Origin of the sequence: Pseudomonas granadensis (assembly GCF_900105485.1) — a bacterium.
Lineage (GTDB): Bacteria > Pseudomonadota > Gammaproteobacteria > Pseudomonadales > Pseudomonadaceae > Aquipseudomonas > Aquipseudomonas granadensis.
Genome location: NZ_LT629778.1, coordinates 1,520,727 through 1,537,294, shown reverse-complemented (window position 1 = coordinate 1,537,294; position 16,568 = coordinate 1,520,727). Strand labels below are relative to the sequence as shown.

The 16,568-nt window shown below is 60.9% G+C and carries 15 protein-coding genes; 12 read left to right on the top strand and 3 right to left on the bottom strand.

Going from position 1 to position 16,568, the window contains the following annotated elements:
- Positions 1–74 precede the first annotated feature (74 nt).
- Together BLU52_RS06875 and BLU52_RS06870 are read left to right on the top strand one after the other, a co-directional pair.
- The gene (locus tag BLU52_RS06875) at positions 75–860 is read left to right on the top strand and encodes an outer membrane protein OmpK (RefSeq protein ID WP_090282489.1); all 786 of its coding nucleotides are present in this window, start codon (positions 75–77) and stop codon (positions 858–860) included.
- A 373-nt stretch (positions 861–1,233) separates the two neighbouring features.
- Positions 1,234–2,019, top strand: a complete 786-nt coding sequence (locus BLU52_RS06870; protein ID WP_090282488.1) for an outer membrane protein OmpK — start codon at positions 1,234–1,236, stop codon at positions 2,017–2,019.
- Between the two features lie 430 nt (positions 2,020–2,449).
- On the opposite strand, the gene BLU52_RS06865 is transcribed toward BLU52_RS06870, so the two are convergent.
- Together BLU52_RS06865 and BLU52_RS06860 are read right to left on the bottom strand one after the other, a co-directional pair.
- Complete coding sequence (locus BLU52_RS06865) at positions 2,450–3,622, bottom strand: patatin-like phospholipase family protein (protein ID WP_090282487.1); 1,173 nt, start codon at positions 3,620–3,622, stop codon at positions 2,450–2,452.
- Positions 3,623–3,657: 35 nt separating this feature from the next.
- Positions 3,658–4,590 (bottom strand): lipid A biosynthesis lauroyl acyltransferase, encoded by a 933-nt coding sequence (locus BLU52_RS06860; protein ID WP_090282486.1) that lies wholly within the window; start codon positions 4,588–4,590, stop codon positions 3,658–3,660.
- A 117-nt stretch (positions 4,591–4,707) separates the two neighbouring features.
- Between BLU52_RS06860 and minC the strand changes: the two genes are divergently transcribed.
- From minC to BLU52_RS06825, 8 genes are all read left to right on the top strand, one after another.
- On the top strand, positions 4,708–5,445 hold the full coding sequence (minC, locus tag BLU52_RS06855; RefSeq protein ID WP_090282485.1) for a septum site-determining protein MinC: 738 nt from the start codon (positions 4,708–4,710) through the stop codon (positions 5,443–5,445).
- 170 nt (positions 5,446–5,615) lie between these two features.
- On the top strand, positions 5,616–6,428 hold the full coding sequence (gene minD, locus BLU52_RS06850; protein ID WP_007913953.1) for a septum site-determining protein MinD: 813 nt from the start codon (positions 5,616–5,618) through the stop codon (positions 6,426–6,428).
- Positions 6,428–6,682, top strand: coding sequence for a cell division topological specificity factor MinE (minE, locus tag BLU52_RS06845; protein WP_003223146.1), 255 nt, complete (start codon positions 6,428–6,430; stop codon positions 6,680–6,682). Before minD ends, minE begins: the two co-directional genes overlap by 1 nt.
- Positions 6,683–6,772: 90 nt before the next feature.
- On the top strand, positions 6,773–7,408 hold the full coding sequence (locus BLU52_RS06840; RefSeq protein WP_090282484.1) for an RluA family pseudouridine synthase: 636 nt from the start codon (positions 6,773–6,775) through the stop codon (positions 7,406–7,408).
- 176 nt (positions 7,409–7,584) lie between these two features.
- Positions 7,585–8,874: a M18 family aminopeptidase gene (locus tag BLU52_RS06835; protein WP_090282483.1), complete on the top strand. Its 1,290-nt coding sequence runs from the start codon at positions 7,585–7,587 to the stop codon at positions 8,872–8,874.
- Positions 8,875–9,056: 182 nt separating this feature from the next.
- A complete protein-coding gene (locus tag BLU52_RS26770) occupies positions 9,057–9,233 on the top strand; it encodes a hypothetical protein (protein ID WP_167359889.1) in 177 nt (58 codons plus the stop codon).
- A 75-nt stretch (positions 9,234–9,308) separates the two neighbouring features.
- Positions 9,309–11,462 (top strand): mechanosensitive ion channel family protein, encoded by a 2,154-nt coding sequence (locus tag BLU52_RS06830; RefSeq protein WP_090282482.1) that lies wholly within the window; start codon positions 9,309–9,311, stop codon positions 11,460–11,462.
- Between the two features lie 64 nt (positions 11,463–11,526).
- A complete protein-coding gene (locus BLU52_RS06825) occupies positions 11,527–12,861 on the top strand; it encodes an amidohydrolase (RefSeq protein WP_090282481.1) in 1,335 nt (444 codons plus the stop codon).
- Between the two features lie 586 nt (positions 12,862–13,447).
- On the opposite strand, the gene BLU52_RS06815 is transcribed toward BLU52_RS06825, so the two are convergent.
- Positions 13,448–14,161: a UTRA domain-containing protein gene (locus BLU52_RS06815; protein ID WP_090282479.1), complete on the bottom strand. Its 714-nt coding sequence runs from the start codon at positions 14,159–14,161 to the stop codon at positions 13,448–13,450.
- Between the two features lie 351 nt (positions 14,162–14,512).
- On the opposite strand from BLU52_RS06815, the gene BLU52_RS06810 reads away from it, so the two are divergent.
- Both BLU52_RS06810 and BLU52_RS06805 read left to right on the top strand, forming a co-directional pair.
- On the top strand, positions 14,513–15,580 hold the full coding sequence (locus BLU52_RS06810; protein ID WP_090282478.1) for an ABC transporter substrate-binding protein: 1,068 nt from the start codon (positions 14,513–14,515) through the stop codon (positions 15,578–15,580).
- A gap of 181 nt (positions 15,581–15,761) precedes the next feature.
- Positions 15,762–16,568 carry an alkaline phosphatase family protein gene (locus tag BLU52_RS06805; RefSeq protein WP_090282477.1) on the top strand — a complete coding sequence of 269 codons (807 nt, stop codon included), beginning with the start codon at positions 15,762–15,764 and terminating at the stop codon, positions 16,566–16,568.

Genomic DNA, 16,568 nt, shown 5'->3' with positions numbered 1-16,568 from the left:
CCATCGCGAGCGGGCTCACTCCTACAGAAGCGACAGCTCTGCGCCTCAACAATAAAAACAAGAGTGAGCAACCGATGATCCGCACGCAAACCAGCGTCATGTTGAGTGGTGGCCTGCTGGCCGCGAGTCAGGCCATGGCCGGCGATCTGCTGCTGTGGCAGACCAACAGCCTCAGCTATCTGTACGGCAAGAACTTCGCCATCAACCCGTCGATCCAGCAGACCGTGACCTTCGAGCACGCCGACCGCTGGAAGTACGGCGACAACTTTCTGTTTGTCGACAAGATCTTCTACAACGGCAAGGAAGACGCCAACAAAGGTCCGCACGCGTTCTATGGCGAATTCAGCCCGCGCCTGTCGTTCGGCAAGATCTTCGACCGCAAGATCGAGTTCGGCCCGATCAAGGACGTGCTGCTGGCGATGACCTACGAGTACGGCGAAGGCGACAGCGAGGCGTACCTGATCGGCCCCGGCTTCGATCTGAAAGTCCCCGGTTTCAATTACGTCACGCTGAACTTCTATCGCCGCCAGACCGAAGGCCCGCGCCCCGGCGACGGCGTCTGGCAGATCACCCCCGCGTGGTCTTACAGCTTTGCGCTGGGCAACTCCGACGTGCTGATCGACGGCTATCTGGATTGGGTCGTCGACAACGACGAAAACTCCCGCGGCACCTACCACGCCAACCTGCACATCAATCCGCAGATCAAATACGACCTCGGCAAAGCCTTGGGCTGGAGTCAGAAGCAGCTGTACGTCGGCACTGAATACAGCTACTGGAAGAACAAGTACGGCGTCGAAAACACCCCCAACTTCGACACCAATCAAAACACCGCGAGCCTGCTGCTCAAGGTGCACTTCTAGGATGATCCGCAACCGTGCGCCCTGCCTGTCGTCGGTGCTCTGTTGCGGGGCACTTGAGACCTGGCCGTTGAGTCAGTATTCTCCGCGGCCTTCCGAATTCGGTCTAAAAAAAAGCCCGAATTTAATTCCTGACCGAAAAGCCAACTTATCCCGGCCCCGGTCAGTACCGAGGCAACCCGAAAACACGCGCAATCGACTGTTTTTCAACAGCCGAGCGGGCGTTTTTTGGCTTTTCGAACGCCTTGGCTCAGCTCTTGCTAACAGCATTGAAGCTGACCGATCGGATGGATTTTGCAGCAACGAAAAAAGGCGCCACACCAGAGCGCCGATCTTAAAAAAACAAACGTGGAACACCTACTTTGGGAGCAACCGAATGAAACGTATGTGCACCAGCCTGATGCTTGCGGGATCGCTGCTGGCCGGGGGGCAGGCGATGGCCGACGGCCTTTTGCAATGGCAGAACAACAGCCTGACCTACCTCTATGGCAAGGACTTCCAGGTCAATCCGCGCATTCAGCAGACCGTCACTTTCGAACATGCCGATGCCTGGAAATATGGGGATAACTTCCTGTTCATCGACAAGATCTTCTACAACGGCAAGGAAGATGGCGGCGTCGGCTCCAACACCTACTACGGCGAACTGAGTCCGCGTCTGTCGTTCGGCAAGATCTTCGATCAGAAACTGGCGTTCGGCCCGGTGACCGACGTGCTGCTGGCGATGACCTACGAGTTCGGTGAAGGCGATACCGAGTCGTACCTGATCGGTCCGGGTTTCGATCTGGCGATTCCGGGCTTCGACTACTTCCAGCTGAACTTCTACCAGCGTCACACCCAGGGCGCGCGCGCCGGTGACAATGTCTGGCAGATCACGCCGGTGTGGTCCTACACGATTCCGGTGGGCAACTCGAATATCCTCATCGACGGTTTCATGGACTGGGTAGTCGACAACGACTCCAACTCCAAGGGCGACTATCACGCCAACCTGCACTTCAACCCACAAGTCAAATATGACCTGGGCAAGGCGCTGAATTTCGGCGAGAAGCAATTGTATGTCGGTGTTGAATACGATTACTGGTCGGACAAGTACGGCATCGAAGACAGCCAGTACTTCAAGACCGATCAGAGCACCACAAGCTTCCTGGTGAAGTTCCACTTCTGATCCAGCGGCGTCCTCACCGACGCCTTCGCCAGCAGGCTGGCTCCCACAGGGTTCTGCGCTGTACACAAAACCAATGTGGGAGCCAGCCTGCTGGCGATGGCCGCACCGCCAGTGCTGGCTCTTGCATTGGTTTTGGGTACACCGCAAAACCCCTGTGGGAGCCAGCCTGCTGGCGATGGCCGCACCGCCAGTGCTGGCTCTTGCATTGGTTTTGGGTACACCGCAAACCCCCTGTGGGAGCTAGCCTGCTGACGATGGCCGCACCGCCAGTGCTGGCTCTTGCATTGGTTTTGGGTACACCGCAAAACCCCTGTGGGAGCCAGCCTGCTGGCGATGGCCGCACCGCCAGTGCTGGCTCTTGCATTGGTTTTGGGTACACCGCAACCCCCCTGTGGGAGCCAGCCTGCTGGCGATGGCCGCACCGCCAATATCAAGCGGGTGCCACCGCCTCACCAATTCCCAAAAACTTGCACAGTTCTTCTCTTTTTGCCAACGCATCCCGCCGCCCCAGCTCAATCAACTCGCTGCAATACCCCGCCTCGAACAGCAGATAACTGAGCACCCCCGCCCCGCTCGTCCTGGTCGCCCCCGGCCCGCGCAAAAACAACCGCAACGCCGCCGGCAGTTCCTGGCGATGGCGTGCGGCGATTTCATCGATCGGCTGGCTCGGCGCAATCACCAGCACCTCCACCGGCGCCACGCCCAACTCGCGGGTCGGCGTACCGTCCGGCAGCAAGTGACTGAACTGGTTGAGGCGCTGCAGCAACTCGATATCGCTCTCAAGACTGTCGATGAACGTGCTGTTAAGCATATGCCCGCCGATCTGCGCCAGCGTCGGCTGCTGACCGGTGTAGCTGCGCGCCAGCGGTTGTTGCGGATCGACCCCGCGCGGGTTGCCGCTGACGCCGACCACCAGCACGCGGCTGGCACCCAGGTGCAGGGCCGGGCTGATCGGTGCCGACTGGCGCACAGCACCATCGCCGAAAAATTCATCGTCGAGTTTCACCGGTGCGAACAGCAACGGGATCGCCGAGCTGGCCAGCAGATGCTCGACCGACAACGACGTTGGCACACCGATGCGCCGATGCCGCAGCCATGCATCGATGGTGCCGCCACCCTCATAAAAGGTCACCGCCTGCCCCGATTCGTAGCCAAACGCCGTCACCGCCACCGCGTGCAGTTGCTTGCGCGCGATGGAATCCGCGATGCCGGGCAGGTGCAGTTTTTCATTGAGCAATTCGCGCAGCGGCGAACTGTTGAGCAGCGCCACCGGCATTTGCCGGCCGAGGCCGAGCAGGCTGTGGCTGACGAAGCGGCTGGCCTGGCGGATCACCCCGGGCCAGTCGCTGCGCAGTACACGATGGCTGCGCAAGCCTTGCCAGAACAAGGTCAGGCGTTCGATGGCGGCGCGAAAATCCGTGGCGCCGCTGGCCAGGCTGACTGCGTTGATCGCCCCGGCCGAGGTGCCGACGATCACCGGAAACGGATTGTCTGCGCCCAGCGGCAACAGTTCGGCAATCGCCGCCAGCACGCCCACCTGATACGCCGCTCGCGCCCCGCCGCCGGAAAGAATCAAACCTGTGACCGGTTCAGCTGGGCGCATCGCAACCCTCCAGGGTGCTTATAGAAAAGGCTCGATCAGGCGCGTTTGGCGTACAGCTTCGGCTCGCCCGGCGGGCGGCTCTTGAAGCGCCGATGCGCCCAGAGGTATTGCTCGGGACATGCCCGCAACGCGCTTTCGACCCACTGATTGATGCGGATGCAGTCGGCCTCTTCGGTTTCGCCGGGGAAATCTTCGAGCGGCGGATGGATCACCAGCCGATAGCCGCTGCCGTCCGCCAGACGCTCCTGAGTGAACGGCACCACCAGCGCCTTGCCCAGACGGGCAAATTTGGTTGTCGCAGTCACTGTCGCCGCCTGAATGCCGAACAGCGGCACGAAGATGCTCTGCTTGGCGCCGTAGTCTTGATCCGGTGCATACCAGATCGCCCGGCCTAAGCGCAGCAGCTTGAGCATGCCGCGCACGTCGTCGCGCTCCACCGCCAGCGAATCGAGGTTGTGTCGCTCGCGGCCGCGACGCTGGACGTAGTCAAACAAAGGGTTTTTGTGTTCGCGGTACATGCCGTCGATGGTGTGCTGCTGGCCGAGCAGCGCCGCGCCGATTTCCAGGGTGGTGAAGTGCGCGGCCATGAGGATCACGCCTTTGCCCTCGCGCTGGGCCTTCTGCAGATGCTCGAGGCCTTCGACATGAGCCAGTTTCGCCAGGCGTTCACGCGACCACCACCAGCTCATCGCCATCTCGAAGAAAGCGATACCGGTGGAGGCGAAGTTTTCCTTGAGCAGGCGTTTGCGTTCGGCGGCGGACTTTTCCGGGAAGCACAGTTCCAGATTGCGCCGGGCGATGGCCCGTCGGTCGCTGGCCACGCGATACATCAACGCGCCCAAAACTCGACCGATGGTCAGCAGTGCCGGATACGGCAACTGCACGATCAGCCATAAAAGCCCCAGACCGCACCAGAGCGGCCAGAAGCGCGGAGCAAGAAATGCTTTTCGAAAACGCGGGCGATCCATTAAAGCTTCCGTAAATACAGTGGCCGCGCATTCTACATCGTTCGACCCGGCTTGCGGCTCGCGGGCGTTCTCGTTATAAGTCTCGGCACTTTTAGTGACAAGCCGTTGTATGCCGACATGAGCCAAACCGACCCGTTAGACCAAGATCCCGTATTCCAGCTCAAGGGCAGCATGCTGGCCATTACTGTGCTGGAACTGGCCCGTAACGACCTCGAGAGCCTCGATCGGCAATTGGCCGCGAAAGTCGCCCAGGCGCCGAATTTCTTCAGCAACGCGCCGCTGGTTCTGGCGCTGGACAAACTGCCGCCGAGCCAGGGCGCCATCGACCTGCCGGGGCTGATGCGCGTGTGCCGTCAGCATGGCCTGCGCACGCTCGCCATTCGCGCCAGCCGCATCGAAGACATCGCCGCCGCCATCGCCATCGACATCCCCGTGCTGCCGCCGTCCGGCGCCCGTGAACGGCCGCTGGAAATGCCCGAAGCCGAAGTCAAAAAGAAGCCGGAGAAACCGCCCGAGCCGACGGTCAAACCGACCCGTGTCATCACCACGCCAGTGCGTGGTGGCCAACAGATATACGCCCAGGGTGGCGATCTGGTGGTGGTGTCCTCGGTCAGTCCGGGGGCGGAACTTCTCGCCGATGGCAACATCCATGTATACGGCCCGATGCGTGGCCGCGCGCTGGCCGGCGTGAAAGGTGATACCAAGGCACGGATTTTCTGTCAGCAATTGAGCGCTGAACTGATCTCCATCGCCGGTCATTACAAGGTCTCCGAAGATTTGCGTCGCGACCCGATGTGGGGTTCGGGCGTGCAGGTCAGCCTGTCGGGCGACGTGTTGAACATCATTCGGCTTTAACGGATACTGCCGCATTTTCCAAGCATCTCTAAAACGTAGCGAAAACGGCTCAAACGAAGTAGGAAAAAGGCCTTATAGCCAAATTCCAGCCAAGGCTGTCCGACTGCAGTAGTTTTCAAGAGATGTTTTTCAGGGGCTGAACAGTCCTTCTTCCTTAGGGGTGAAACACCTTGGCCAAGATTCTCGTGGTTACATCCGGCAAGGGTGGTGTGGGTAAGACCACCACCAGCGCCGCTATCGGTACCGGTCTCGCGCTGCGCGGCCACAAAACAGTGATCGTCGACTTCGACGTCGGCTTGCGTAACCTCGACCTGATCATGGGTTGCGAGCGCCGCGTGGTATACGACTTCGTCAACGTCGTGAACGGCGAAGCCAACCTGCAACAGGCGCTGATCAAAGACAAGCGTCTGGAAAACCTCTACGTGCTGGCCGCCAGCCAGACCCGCGACAAAGACGCGCTGACCGTCGAAGGCGTGGAAAAAGTCCTGATGGAGCTCAAGGAACAATTCGAGTTCGTCGTCTGTGACTCTCCGGCGGGCATCGAAAAAGGCGCGCACCTGGCCATGTACTTCGCTGACGAAGCGATCGTCGTGACCAACCCGGAAGTCTCCTCGGTACGTGACTCGGACCGCATGCTCGGCCTGCTGGCGAGCAAATCGCGCCGCGCCGAACGTGGCGAAGACCCGATCAAGGAACACCTGCTGATCACCCGCTACCATCCAGAGCGTGTTGAAAAAGGCGAAATGCTCGGCGTTGAAGACGTCAAGGAAATCCTCTCGGTAACGCTGCTCGGCGTGATCCCGGAATCCCAGGCGGTGCTCAAGGCATCCAACCAGGGCGTGCCAGTGATTCTCGACGACCAGAGCGATGCCGGTCAGGCCTACAGCGATACCGTCGACCGCCTGCTGGGCAAAGAAAAAGCCCACCGATTCCTCGATGTCGAGAAGAAGGGATTCTTCGAGCGCCTGTTTGGAGGTAGGTAATGAACCTTTTTGACTTCTTTCGTGCCAACAAAAAGCCAAGTACCGCCTCGGTAGCGAAAGAGCGTCTACAGATCATCGTGGCGCATGAGCGCGGCCAGCGCAGCACGCCGGATTACCTGCCAGCCTTGCAGAAGGAACTGGTCGACGTGATCCGCAAGTACGTCAACATCGGCAACGACGACGTACATGTTGCACTGGAAAGCCAGGGCAGTTGCTCGATCCTGGAACTCAACATCACCCTGCCCGATCGCTGAGTCGACCCGGCAGGTACGACGGCGGTTCAGGGCCATTCCTTCAGTGGAGTGGCCCTGAACCGCCGTTGGCATTTGTTACGAGGCTGTTTAATGCCGCTGTCCAACATCCGCATCATCCATCAGGACGCCGCCGTACTGGTGGTCGACAAACCGACCCTGCTGCTCTCGGTGCCCGGCCGCGCTGACGACAACAAGGACTGCCTGATCACCCGCCTGCAGGAAAACGGCTACCCGGAAGCGCGCATCGTCCATCGTCTGGACTGGGAAACCTCGGGCATCATCTTGCTGGCCCGCGACGCCGACACGCACCGCGAACTGTCGCGACAATTTCACGACCGCGAAACCGAAAAAGCCTACACCGCACTGGCCTGGGGTCAGCCGGCGCTCGACAGCGGCAGTATCGATCTGCCCCTGCGTTACGATCCGCCGACCAAGCCACGGCACGTGGTCGATCACGAATTCGGCAAGCATGCGCTGACGTTCTGGAAGGTGCTGGAGCGTTGCGGCGACTGGTGCCGCGTCGAACTGACGCCGATCACCGGGCGCTCGCACCAATTGCGCGTGCACATGTTGTCGATCGGTCATCCGTTGCTCGGCGACGGGCTCTACGCCCATGAACAGGCGTTGGCGGCGTGGCCGCGGCTGTGCCTGCACGCGAGCATGCTCAGCTTCACCCACCCGCAAACCGGCGAACGCCTGCGCTTCGAGTGCCCGGCGCCGTTCTGACCGAACACCGTCCCCCTGTAGGAGTGAGCCTGCTCGCGATTGCGCTCTGTCAGTCAATCAACAATGATCTGACACACCGCAATCGCGAGCAGGCTCACTCCTCCAGGGGTTATGGTCCGGATTCAATTGTTCGGCCAATACGTTAAACTCGCGCCCATTGCTGTCTGGAGTTTCTTATGCGCGAAGAGTTGAACCAAGGCCTGATCGACTTTCTCAAGGCCTCCCCTACCCCGTTCCACGCCACCGCCAGTCTGGTTCAGCGTCTGGAGGCTGCCGGTTACGTGCGTCTCGACGAGCGCGAGCCATGGACCACCGAGCCGAACGGCCGCTATTACGTCACCCGTAACGACTCTTCCATCGTCGCCATCAAAATGGGCCGCACCTCGCCGCTGCATGGCGGTATCCGTCTGGTCGGCGCGCACACCGACAGCCCGTGCCTGCGGGTCAAGCCGCAACCGGAATTGCAGCGTCAGGGCTTCTGGCAGCTGGGCGTCGAAGTCTACGGCGGGGCATTGCTGGCGCCGTGGTTCGACCGCGATCTGTCGCTGGCCGGCCGCGTGACCTTCCGCCGCGACGGCAAGGTCGAGAGCCAGTTGATCGACTTCAAGGCGCCGATCGCGATCATTCCCAACCTGGCCATTCACCTCAACCGTGAAGCCAATCAGGGCTGGGCAATCAACGCGCAGACCGAGCTGCCACCGATCCTCGCGCAGTTCGCCGGTGACGAGCGCGTGGATTTCCGCGCCGTGCTCACCGATCAACTGGCCCGCGAACACGGTTTGAACGCCGACGTGGTGCTCGATTACGAGCTGAGTTTCTACGACACGCAAAGCGCGGCGGTGATTGGCCTCAATGGCGATTTCATTGCCGGCGCGCGCCTCGACAACCTGCTGTCGTGCTACGCCGGCCTGCAAGCCTTGCTCAACGCCGAAACCGACGAAACCTGCGTGCTGGTGTGCAACGATCACGAAGAAGTCGGCTCCTGCTCGGCCTGCGGTGCCGATGGTCCGATGCTCGAACAGACCCTGCGCCGCGTGCTGCCGGAAGGTGATGAGTTCGTTCGCACCATTCAGAAATCCCTGCTGGTCTCGGCCGACAACGCCCACGGCGTGCACCCGAACTATGCGGAGAAGCACGACGCCAATCACGGTCCGAAGCTCAACGCCGGCCCAGTGATCAAGGTCAACAGCAACCAGCGCTACGCCACCAACAGCGAAACCGCCGGTTTCTTCCGTCATCTGTGCATGGCTGAAGAAGTCCCGGTGCAGAGTTTCGTGGTGCGCAGCGACATGGGCTGCGGCTCGACCATCGGCCCGATCACCGCCAGCCACCTGGGCGTGCGCACCGTCGACATCGGCCTGCCGACGTTCGCCATGCACTCGATCCGCGAGCTGTGCGGCAGCCATGATCTGGCGCACCTGGTCAAAGTGCTCAGTGCGTTCTATGCCAGTCGTGACCTGCCTTAAAGGCTGAGAAGCTTCGCGAGCAGGCGCGCTCCTACCCTGGAAAGCATTCCAACTGTGGGAGCGAGCCTGCTCGCGAAAGCGCCAGCCCAGACACAAGAAACCGCAAAATTCCTGCACCATATCACTCCCCCGGATCGAAAATCCGCCTAGACTCCAGTCATCTCAAAGACAAGGCAGTCTCCATGATCTCGATGTCGTCGTTCCACGCCATGCTCATTCCGATCCTGAGCGGAATGCTCCTGCTGGCGATCGGTTTCAACTTCCGTGACAAGAACGCCGGCGTCTTCGCCATGTGGATCGGCATGTTGATGATCCTCGCCACAGTGATCTACAAGATCCTCGCCAAACTCAACGAATAACCCGTGCCGGCTCGCATTGCGCCCATGGGGCTCGTACACTCCAGCGCATCCACCCTTTGCCCGGTTGACCGCCTCGTGTTCGCTCGTTTCCTTGCCTTACCCAGCCTGCTTCTCGTTTTTCTGATGACCCTGCTGCCGCTGGCACCCGCCCATGCGGTCGGTTTGCCCGGCATGCTTAACACCGGCAAAGCGCAGCCTGTCGCAGAGGAACCGCTCGGCCAGTCCCTCGACGAAGTCATCAAGTCTCTGGAAAACGACCAGCAGCGCGCGCAACTCTTGAGCGACCTGAAGAAACTGCGCGACGCCACCAACAAGGCCCAGGCCAGCCCCGAAGAAGGCGTGCTCGGTCTGATCGGCGGCACCCTCGCCAATTTCGAAAAACAATTCACCGGCGCCGACAGCCCGCTCAATCGCTGGGGCAATGAATTCGATCTGGCCAAGGACGAATTGCGCGGCCTGATGCTGCCGACCAATCAATGGCTGCCGATCATTTTCGGCTTCGCGATGATCCTGATGGTCTGGAGCCTGCTCGCCGCCGCGCTGATCTGGCTCGGCCACCGCGTGCGTCTGCGCTTCGGCCTCACCGAAGAACTGCCGCAACACCCACGCGCCCTCGACATGCTGCGCTTTGCCCTGCGCAAGCTCGGGCCGTGGCTGATCGCGTTGGTGATGACCGTGTACATGAGCTACGCGTTGCCCTCGTCTCTGGGCAAGAGTCTGGCGATGGTGCTGGCGTACGCGCTGGTGGTCGGCACCTGTTTTTCGGCGATCTGCGTGATCGCGTTCTCCCTGCTAGACGGCCCGCACCGCCATCGCGCGCTGTACATTTTGCGCCATCAGGCCTTCCGGCCGCTGTGGCTGATCGGCAGTTTCGCCGCGTTCGGTGAGGCCTTGAGCGACCCGCGTCTGGTCGCCAGCCTCGGCGTGCATCTGGCGCACACTGCCGCGACCGTGGCCAATGTGCTGGCGGCGCTGTCGACCGGTCTGTTCATCCTGCGTTTCCGCCGACCGATCGCACACCTGATCCGCAACCAGCCGCTGTCAAGGCGCCTGACCCGTCGCGCCCTCAGCGACACCATCGAAATCCTCGGTACCTTCTGGTACGTGCCGGCGCTGGTGCTGGTGGGTATTTCGCTGTTCGCCACCTTCGTCTCCGCCGGCGACACCAGCACGGCATTGCGCCAGTCGCTGATCTGCACGGTGCTGCTGGTGCTGTGCATGGTCATCAACGGCCTCGTCCGCCGTCATTCGCTGAAACCGCAACGCGGGCCGAAACGCCATGCGCTGTATTCGGAACGCCTGAAAAACTTTTTCTACACCCTCGCGCATTTGCTGGTGTGGCTGCTGTTCATCGAACTGGGCCTGCGAGTCTGGGGCCATTCGCTGATCGGTTTCGCCGAGGGCGACGGTCATGACGTCAGCGTCAAACTGTTCAGCCTGATCGGCACGCTGATCATTTCCTGGCTGATCTGGATTCTCGCCGACACCGCCGTGCACCACGCCCTCACCCGTTCACGCAAAGGCCTGGCCAACGCCCGCGCGCAGACGATGATGCCGCTGATCCGCAACGTGCTGTTCGTGACGATTTTCATCATCGCGCTGATCGTCGCCCTGGCGAACATGGGCATGAACGTCACGCCGCTGCTGGCCGGTGCCGGTGTCATCGGTCTGGCCATCGGTTTCGGTGCGCAGTCACTGGTCGCGGACCTGATCACCGGCCTGTTCATCATCATTGAAGACTCGCTGGCCATCGACGATTACGTCGACGTCGGCGGCCACCTCGGCACCGTCGAAGGCCTGACTATTCGCACCGTGCGCCTGCGCGATATCGACGGCATCGTCCACACCATTCCGTTCAGCGAAATCAAAAGCATCAAGAACTACTCGCGTGAGTTCGGCTACGCGATCTTCCGCGTGGCGGTGCCGTACAACATGGAAATCGACGACGCGATCAAACTGATGCGCGACGTCGGGCAGAAGATGCGTACCGATCCGCTGCAACGACGCAATATCTGGTCGCCGCTGGAAATCCAGGGCGTGGAAAGTTTCGAGTCGGGCAGTGCGATTTTGCGCGCACGCTTCAAGACTGCGCCGATCAAGCAGTGGGAAGTTTCCCGCGCGTTCAACCTGTCGCTCAAACGCCATCTCGACGAGGCCGGGCTCGACCTGGCAACGCCGCGCATGAGCGTGCAGGTGATCACCGCCGGTGGCGGCCAGCCGAAGGAATAGCACTCAGGCACGCGGTTGCAGTCACAGGCAAGGAAGCCCGACAACAACAATCAAGGAGAAGCTCATGCAACTGACGCGCATTGCCCAGGCAGTTTTGCTCAGCCTGATCGCCAGCCACGCCGGCGCCGCCACCCTCGACAGCAGCCGCCAGCAGATCGCCGAACAGGCGCAAAAACTTGAGCCCGAACTGCTGGAAACCCGCCGCGACCTGCACGCCCACCCGGAACTCGGCAACACCGAAAAACGCACCGCCGAGCTGGTCGCGGGGCAGCTCAAAGCCATGGGCCTGGACGTGAAAACCGGCGTTGCCCGCACCGGCGTGGTCGCTATTCTCAAAGGCGCCCTGCCCGGCCCGACCGTGGCCCTGCGCGCTGACATGGACGCGCTGCCGGTCAAGGAAGTTTCCGACCTGCCGTTCGCCTCGAAAGCCAAAGGCACCTACCTCGACAAGGAAGTCGACGTCATGCACGCCTGCGGCCACGACGCCCACACGGCGATCCTGCTGAGCACGGCGAAAATCCTTACCGGCATGCGCGACACCCTGCCCGGCACCGTGGTGTTCTATTTCCAGCCCGCCGAAGAAGGCCCCAGCGACTTCATCCCCGACGGCAAAAACACCTGGGGCGCGAAAATGATGGTGCAGGAAGGCGTGATGAAATCACCCAAGCCCGACGCGGTGTTCGGCCTGCACGTCTGGGCCGGCGTCCCCGCCGGCCAGATCGCCTACCGCCCCGGCCCGACACTGGCCAGCTCCGACGACCTGCGCATCAAGATCCTCGGCAAACAAACCCACGCCGGCCGCCCCTGGGACGGCATCGACCCGATCACCGTCAGCGCCCAGACCCTGGTCGGCCTGCAAACCGTGGTCAGCCGCCGCACCGACATTTCCTCTTATCCATCCGTGGTCAGCATCGGCACCATCAACGGCGGCACCCGCTACAACATCATCCCCGAATCCGTCGACATGACCGGCACCCTCCGCTCCTACGACTACGGCATCCGCCAGAAACTGCACAAAGACGTCCGCCAGACCATCGAAAAAATCGCCGAAAGCGGCGGCGCCAAAGCCGACGTAACGATCATCGAAAAATACGACCCGACCATCAACAACCCGGCGCTCACCGAGAAAATGCTGCCAACCCTGAAATGGGCCGCCAAGGACGACGTCGTCCAAGGGCCGCTGGTGGGCGGCGCGGAAGACTTCTCCTTCTTCGCCAAGGAGGCGCCGGGCTTGTTTGTGTTTCTGGGCGTGACGCCACGAGATCAGGACATGAGCAAAGCCGCGCCGAATCATAATCCGGGGTTCTTTGTCGACGAGTCAGCGCTGGTGGTTGGAGTCAGGACACTGGCCTCGCTGGCGACGGATTATCTGTATGCGAATGCCGAGGTGGGCAAATGAGACCGAAATGGATGAAAACCCTCAACGTCAAAAGCCCCTCACCCTAACCCTCTCCCGGAGGGAGCGGGGACTGACCGTGGTGGATGCGAGAGCTAAACCGACCCGCGATACCGAGTCGAACGCAAGTCTCGAAATCAACCAAAATCGGCTCCCTCTCCAGGGGGAGAGGGCTGGGGTGAGGGGCAGCCACACCACAAATCCAAAGACATGCGCCGCTTCTAACCACTCAACAATGAGCGTTAGCTCGAGTGCCCTTGATCTTGATTTTGCCTAACCAGCGACATCGGAAGGCTGAGCGGAGGGATCGATCCGGGCGTGGGAGCGCAGCGACCGTACGACGAAGTCGTACACAGCGGAAGTAGGTGCAGCGAAGCAAACCGTAGCCGCTGCGCCCGGATCGGTCCCGGAGCGAAGGGACCCGAGCCTGCGAGGGCCGTACGTAGGAGCAAGCGTTTTTTGCTTACTTTTTTAGGCGCTTGTAAAAAAGTAAGTCGCCGTCAGGCGAAACCGCCAGCCGCAGCACCCAAAGCAACGGATATACACCCAAAAACAACCAGAACCTGGTCGGCCCAGAAGCCGCCAAGGATCAAATCACATCAACCCCAACGTGAATCGCATCATGCCGCCAAAACTCCAGATCACAATCAATCAACCGCTCATGCTGATCATAATTGACCCGAGCAATCCGCAACCCCGGACTCCCCACCGAAACCCTTAAAGCGGCCGCCGCATCCACCGACAATGACGTCGGCACAATCTCGAAGCGCACCCGCCCGTAGTGCAAATCAAAATGCCGCGCATACAACTCGGTCATCGACTGATTCAGATCGAACTCGAGAATCCCCGGAAAAAACTGCGGATTCAAATAGTGCTCCACATACAACACCAATCGCCCATCAATGCGCCGCGACCGGCAAATCTGAATCACGCTCGACAGCGCCGGCAACTGCAACCACGCACACACCGCCGCCGACGCCGGCTGCAAACGTGCCGAAATCACCTCGGTCGACGCCACCCGCCCCTGCGCACTGACCATCGCGTGAAAGTGACTGCGCTGCATCAGGTTGTACGCCAGACGCGGCGGCGAGACGAACCAGCCACGGCGCTCCTCGCGATATATCTGCCCCTGCGCTTCCAGCTGCAACAACGCCTCGCGCACGGTAATCCGCGTCGTGCCGAACAACTCACTGAGCTTGCGCTCGGCCGGCAACTTGCTGCCCGCCGCCAGCAAGCCGTGATCGAGTTGCTCCTGCAACACTTGGCCAATCGCTGTCACCGCTTTTGTTGCCTCATCACGCATCAACGTTACCTATCTGGACTAGACCAGCACTGTTTCGGGGCAAAAGCGCACGGCCAAAAAGCCGTTTGCTGATGTTGCAAGCCTAGGCAGTGCAGATGACCGGCAGATGACAAAACTGCTCAACGGTTGTCCTCACGACTTGCAATACATCGGCCAAGTCCCTTGCCTACCGGGCCTCGGGTCTTGGTCTACGCTTAGCGAGCACCTGCCGATACCGGGCACAGAAAAGGCCGGACAAACCGCCGCCGACATTAAAGTGTCATCCAGCCTGCTTAAATTGGCTCAGGTATTGCTGACCTAGACCAACACATACCGCAATCGCAGCGTTGAACACGACCAAGGAGCTTCGGAATGAAACAGCTTTTCCTGGCAACACTGTTAGGCTCGACCATTGCACTGTGCACCTCCGCCATGGCGGCCGGCACCGATCTGAAAACCCTCGAAGCCGCTGCCAAAGCGGAAGGCGCCGTCAACAGCGTCGGCATGCCGGATGACTGGGCCAACTGGAAAGGCACCTGGGAAGACCTGGCCAAGACCTATGGCCTGAAACACATCGACACCGACATGAGCTCGGCGCAGGAAATCGCCAAGTTCGCCGCCGAGAAAGACAATGCCACCGCCGACATCGGCGACGTCGGCGCGGCCTTCGGCCCGATCGCGGTCAAGCAAGGCGTGGTGCAACCGTACAAGCCAAGCACCTGGGATCAGGTTCCGGACTGGGCCAAGGACAAGGACGGCAACTGGGCGCTGGCCTACACCGGCACCATCGCCTTCATCGTCAACAAGAAACTGCTGCACGGCTCCGAAGTACCGACCAAATGGGCTGACCTGAAAAGTGGCAAATACAAGGTGTCCATCGGTGACGTGAGCACCGCCGCCCAAGCGGCCAACGGCGTACTCGCCGCTGCACTGGCCAACGGTGGCGACGAGAAGAACATCAAGCCGGCCCTGCTGCTGTTCGCCGACATCGCCAAGCAGGGTCGCCTGTCGATGGCCAACCCGACCATCGCCACCATGGAAAAAGGCGAGATTGAAGTCGGCGTGGTCTGGGACTTCAACGGCCTGAGCTACAAAGCCAAGATGGCCAACCCGGATGATTACGTGGTGCTGATCCCGTCCGACGGTTCGGTGATTTCCGGCTACACCACGATCATCAACAAGTACGCGAAAAACCCCAACGCCGCCAAGCTGACCCGCGAATACATCTTCAGCGACGCCGGCCAGACCAACCTCGCCCGCGGCAACGCCCGTCCGATCCGCGCCGAACACCTGCAACTGCCGGAAGACGTCAAAGCCAAACTGCTGCCGAACGAGCAGTACAAGAAGGTCACCCCGATCAAGGACGCCGATGCCTGGGAAAAGACCTCCAAATCCTTGCCGCAGGTGTGGAACGAGGAAGTCATCGTAGAGATGAAATAAGGCTTCAGATCGCCACTCTGTGACCTGAAACAAATCCCCCTGTAGGAGCGAGCCTGCTCGCGATAGCGGTCGAACATTCACCAACCATGTTGGCTGAACCACCGCTATCGCGAGCAGGCTCACTCCTACAGGGGATCTCGGCTGAATTTGAAATTCACTGTTTCGCGGAGTTCTTGCCCCTATGAAGCACAACGTCATCCTTGTCGTGCTCGACGGCCTCAACTACGAGGTTGCGCGTCACGCCATGGGGCATCTGCAGGCTTATGCTGGCGCAGGACGCGCCGCGCTCTATCGACTGGAGTGCGAACTGCCGGCCCTGTCCCGACCGCTTTACGAATGCATTCTCACCGGCGTGCCGCCGATCGACAGCGGCATCGTTCACAACAACGTCTCGCGCCTGTCCAGTCAGCGCAGCATTTATCACTACGCACGCGATGCCGGGTTGAAAACCGCGGCGGCGGCCTATCACTGGGTCAGTGAGCTGTACAACCGCTCACCTTTCGTCGCGGCGCGTGATCGACACACCGACGATCCGTCCCTGCCGATCCAGCACGGGCATTTCTACTGGAACGACCACTACCCGGATTCGCACCTGTTCGCCGACGCGGAAAACCTGCGCCTGCGCCACGCGCCGAATTTCCTGCTGGTCCACCCGATGAACATTGACGATGCCGGGCACAAGCACGGCCTCGACAGCTCGCAATATCGCAACAGCGCGCGCTCGGCCGACATCGTTCTCGCCGATTACCTGCAAGGCTGGCTCGACGCCGGCTATCAAGTGCTGGTGACCGCCGACCACGGCATGAACAACGACCGCTCGCACAACGGCCTGCTGCCGGAAGAGCGCCAGGTGCCGCTGTTCGTCCTCGGCGATGCCTTCAGCCTGAACGCGAACGCTGCCCCCAGGCAGACCGAAATCTGCGGCACTGTCTGCGAACTGCTCGGCGTGCCCCACGATAAACCTGTGTGCCGGGAGCTGCTCAAGTGA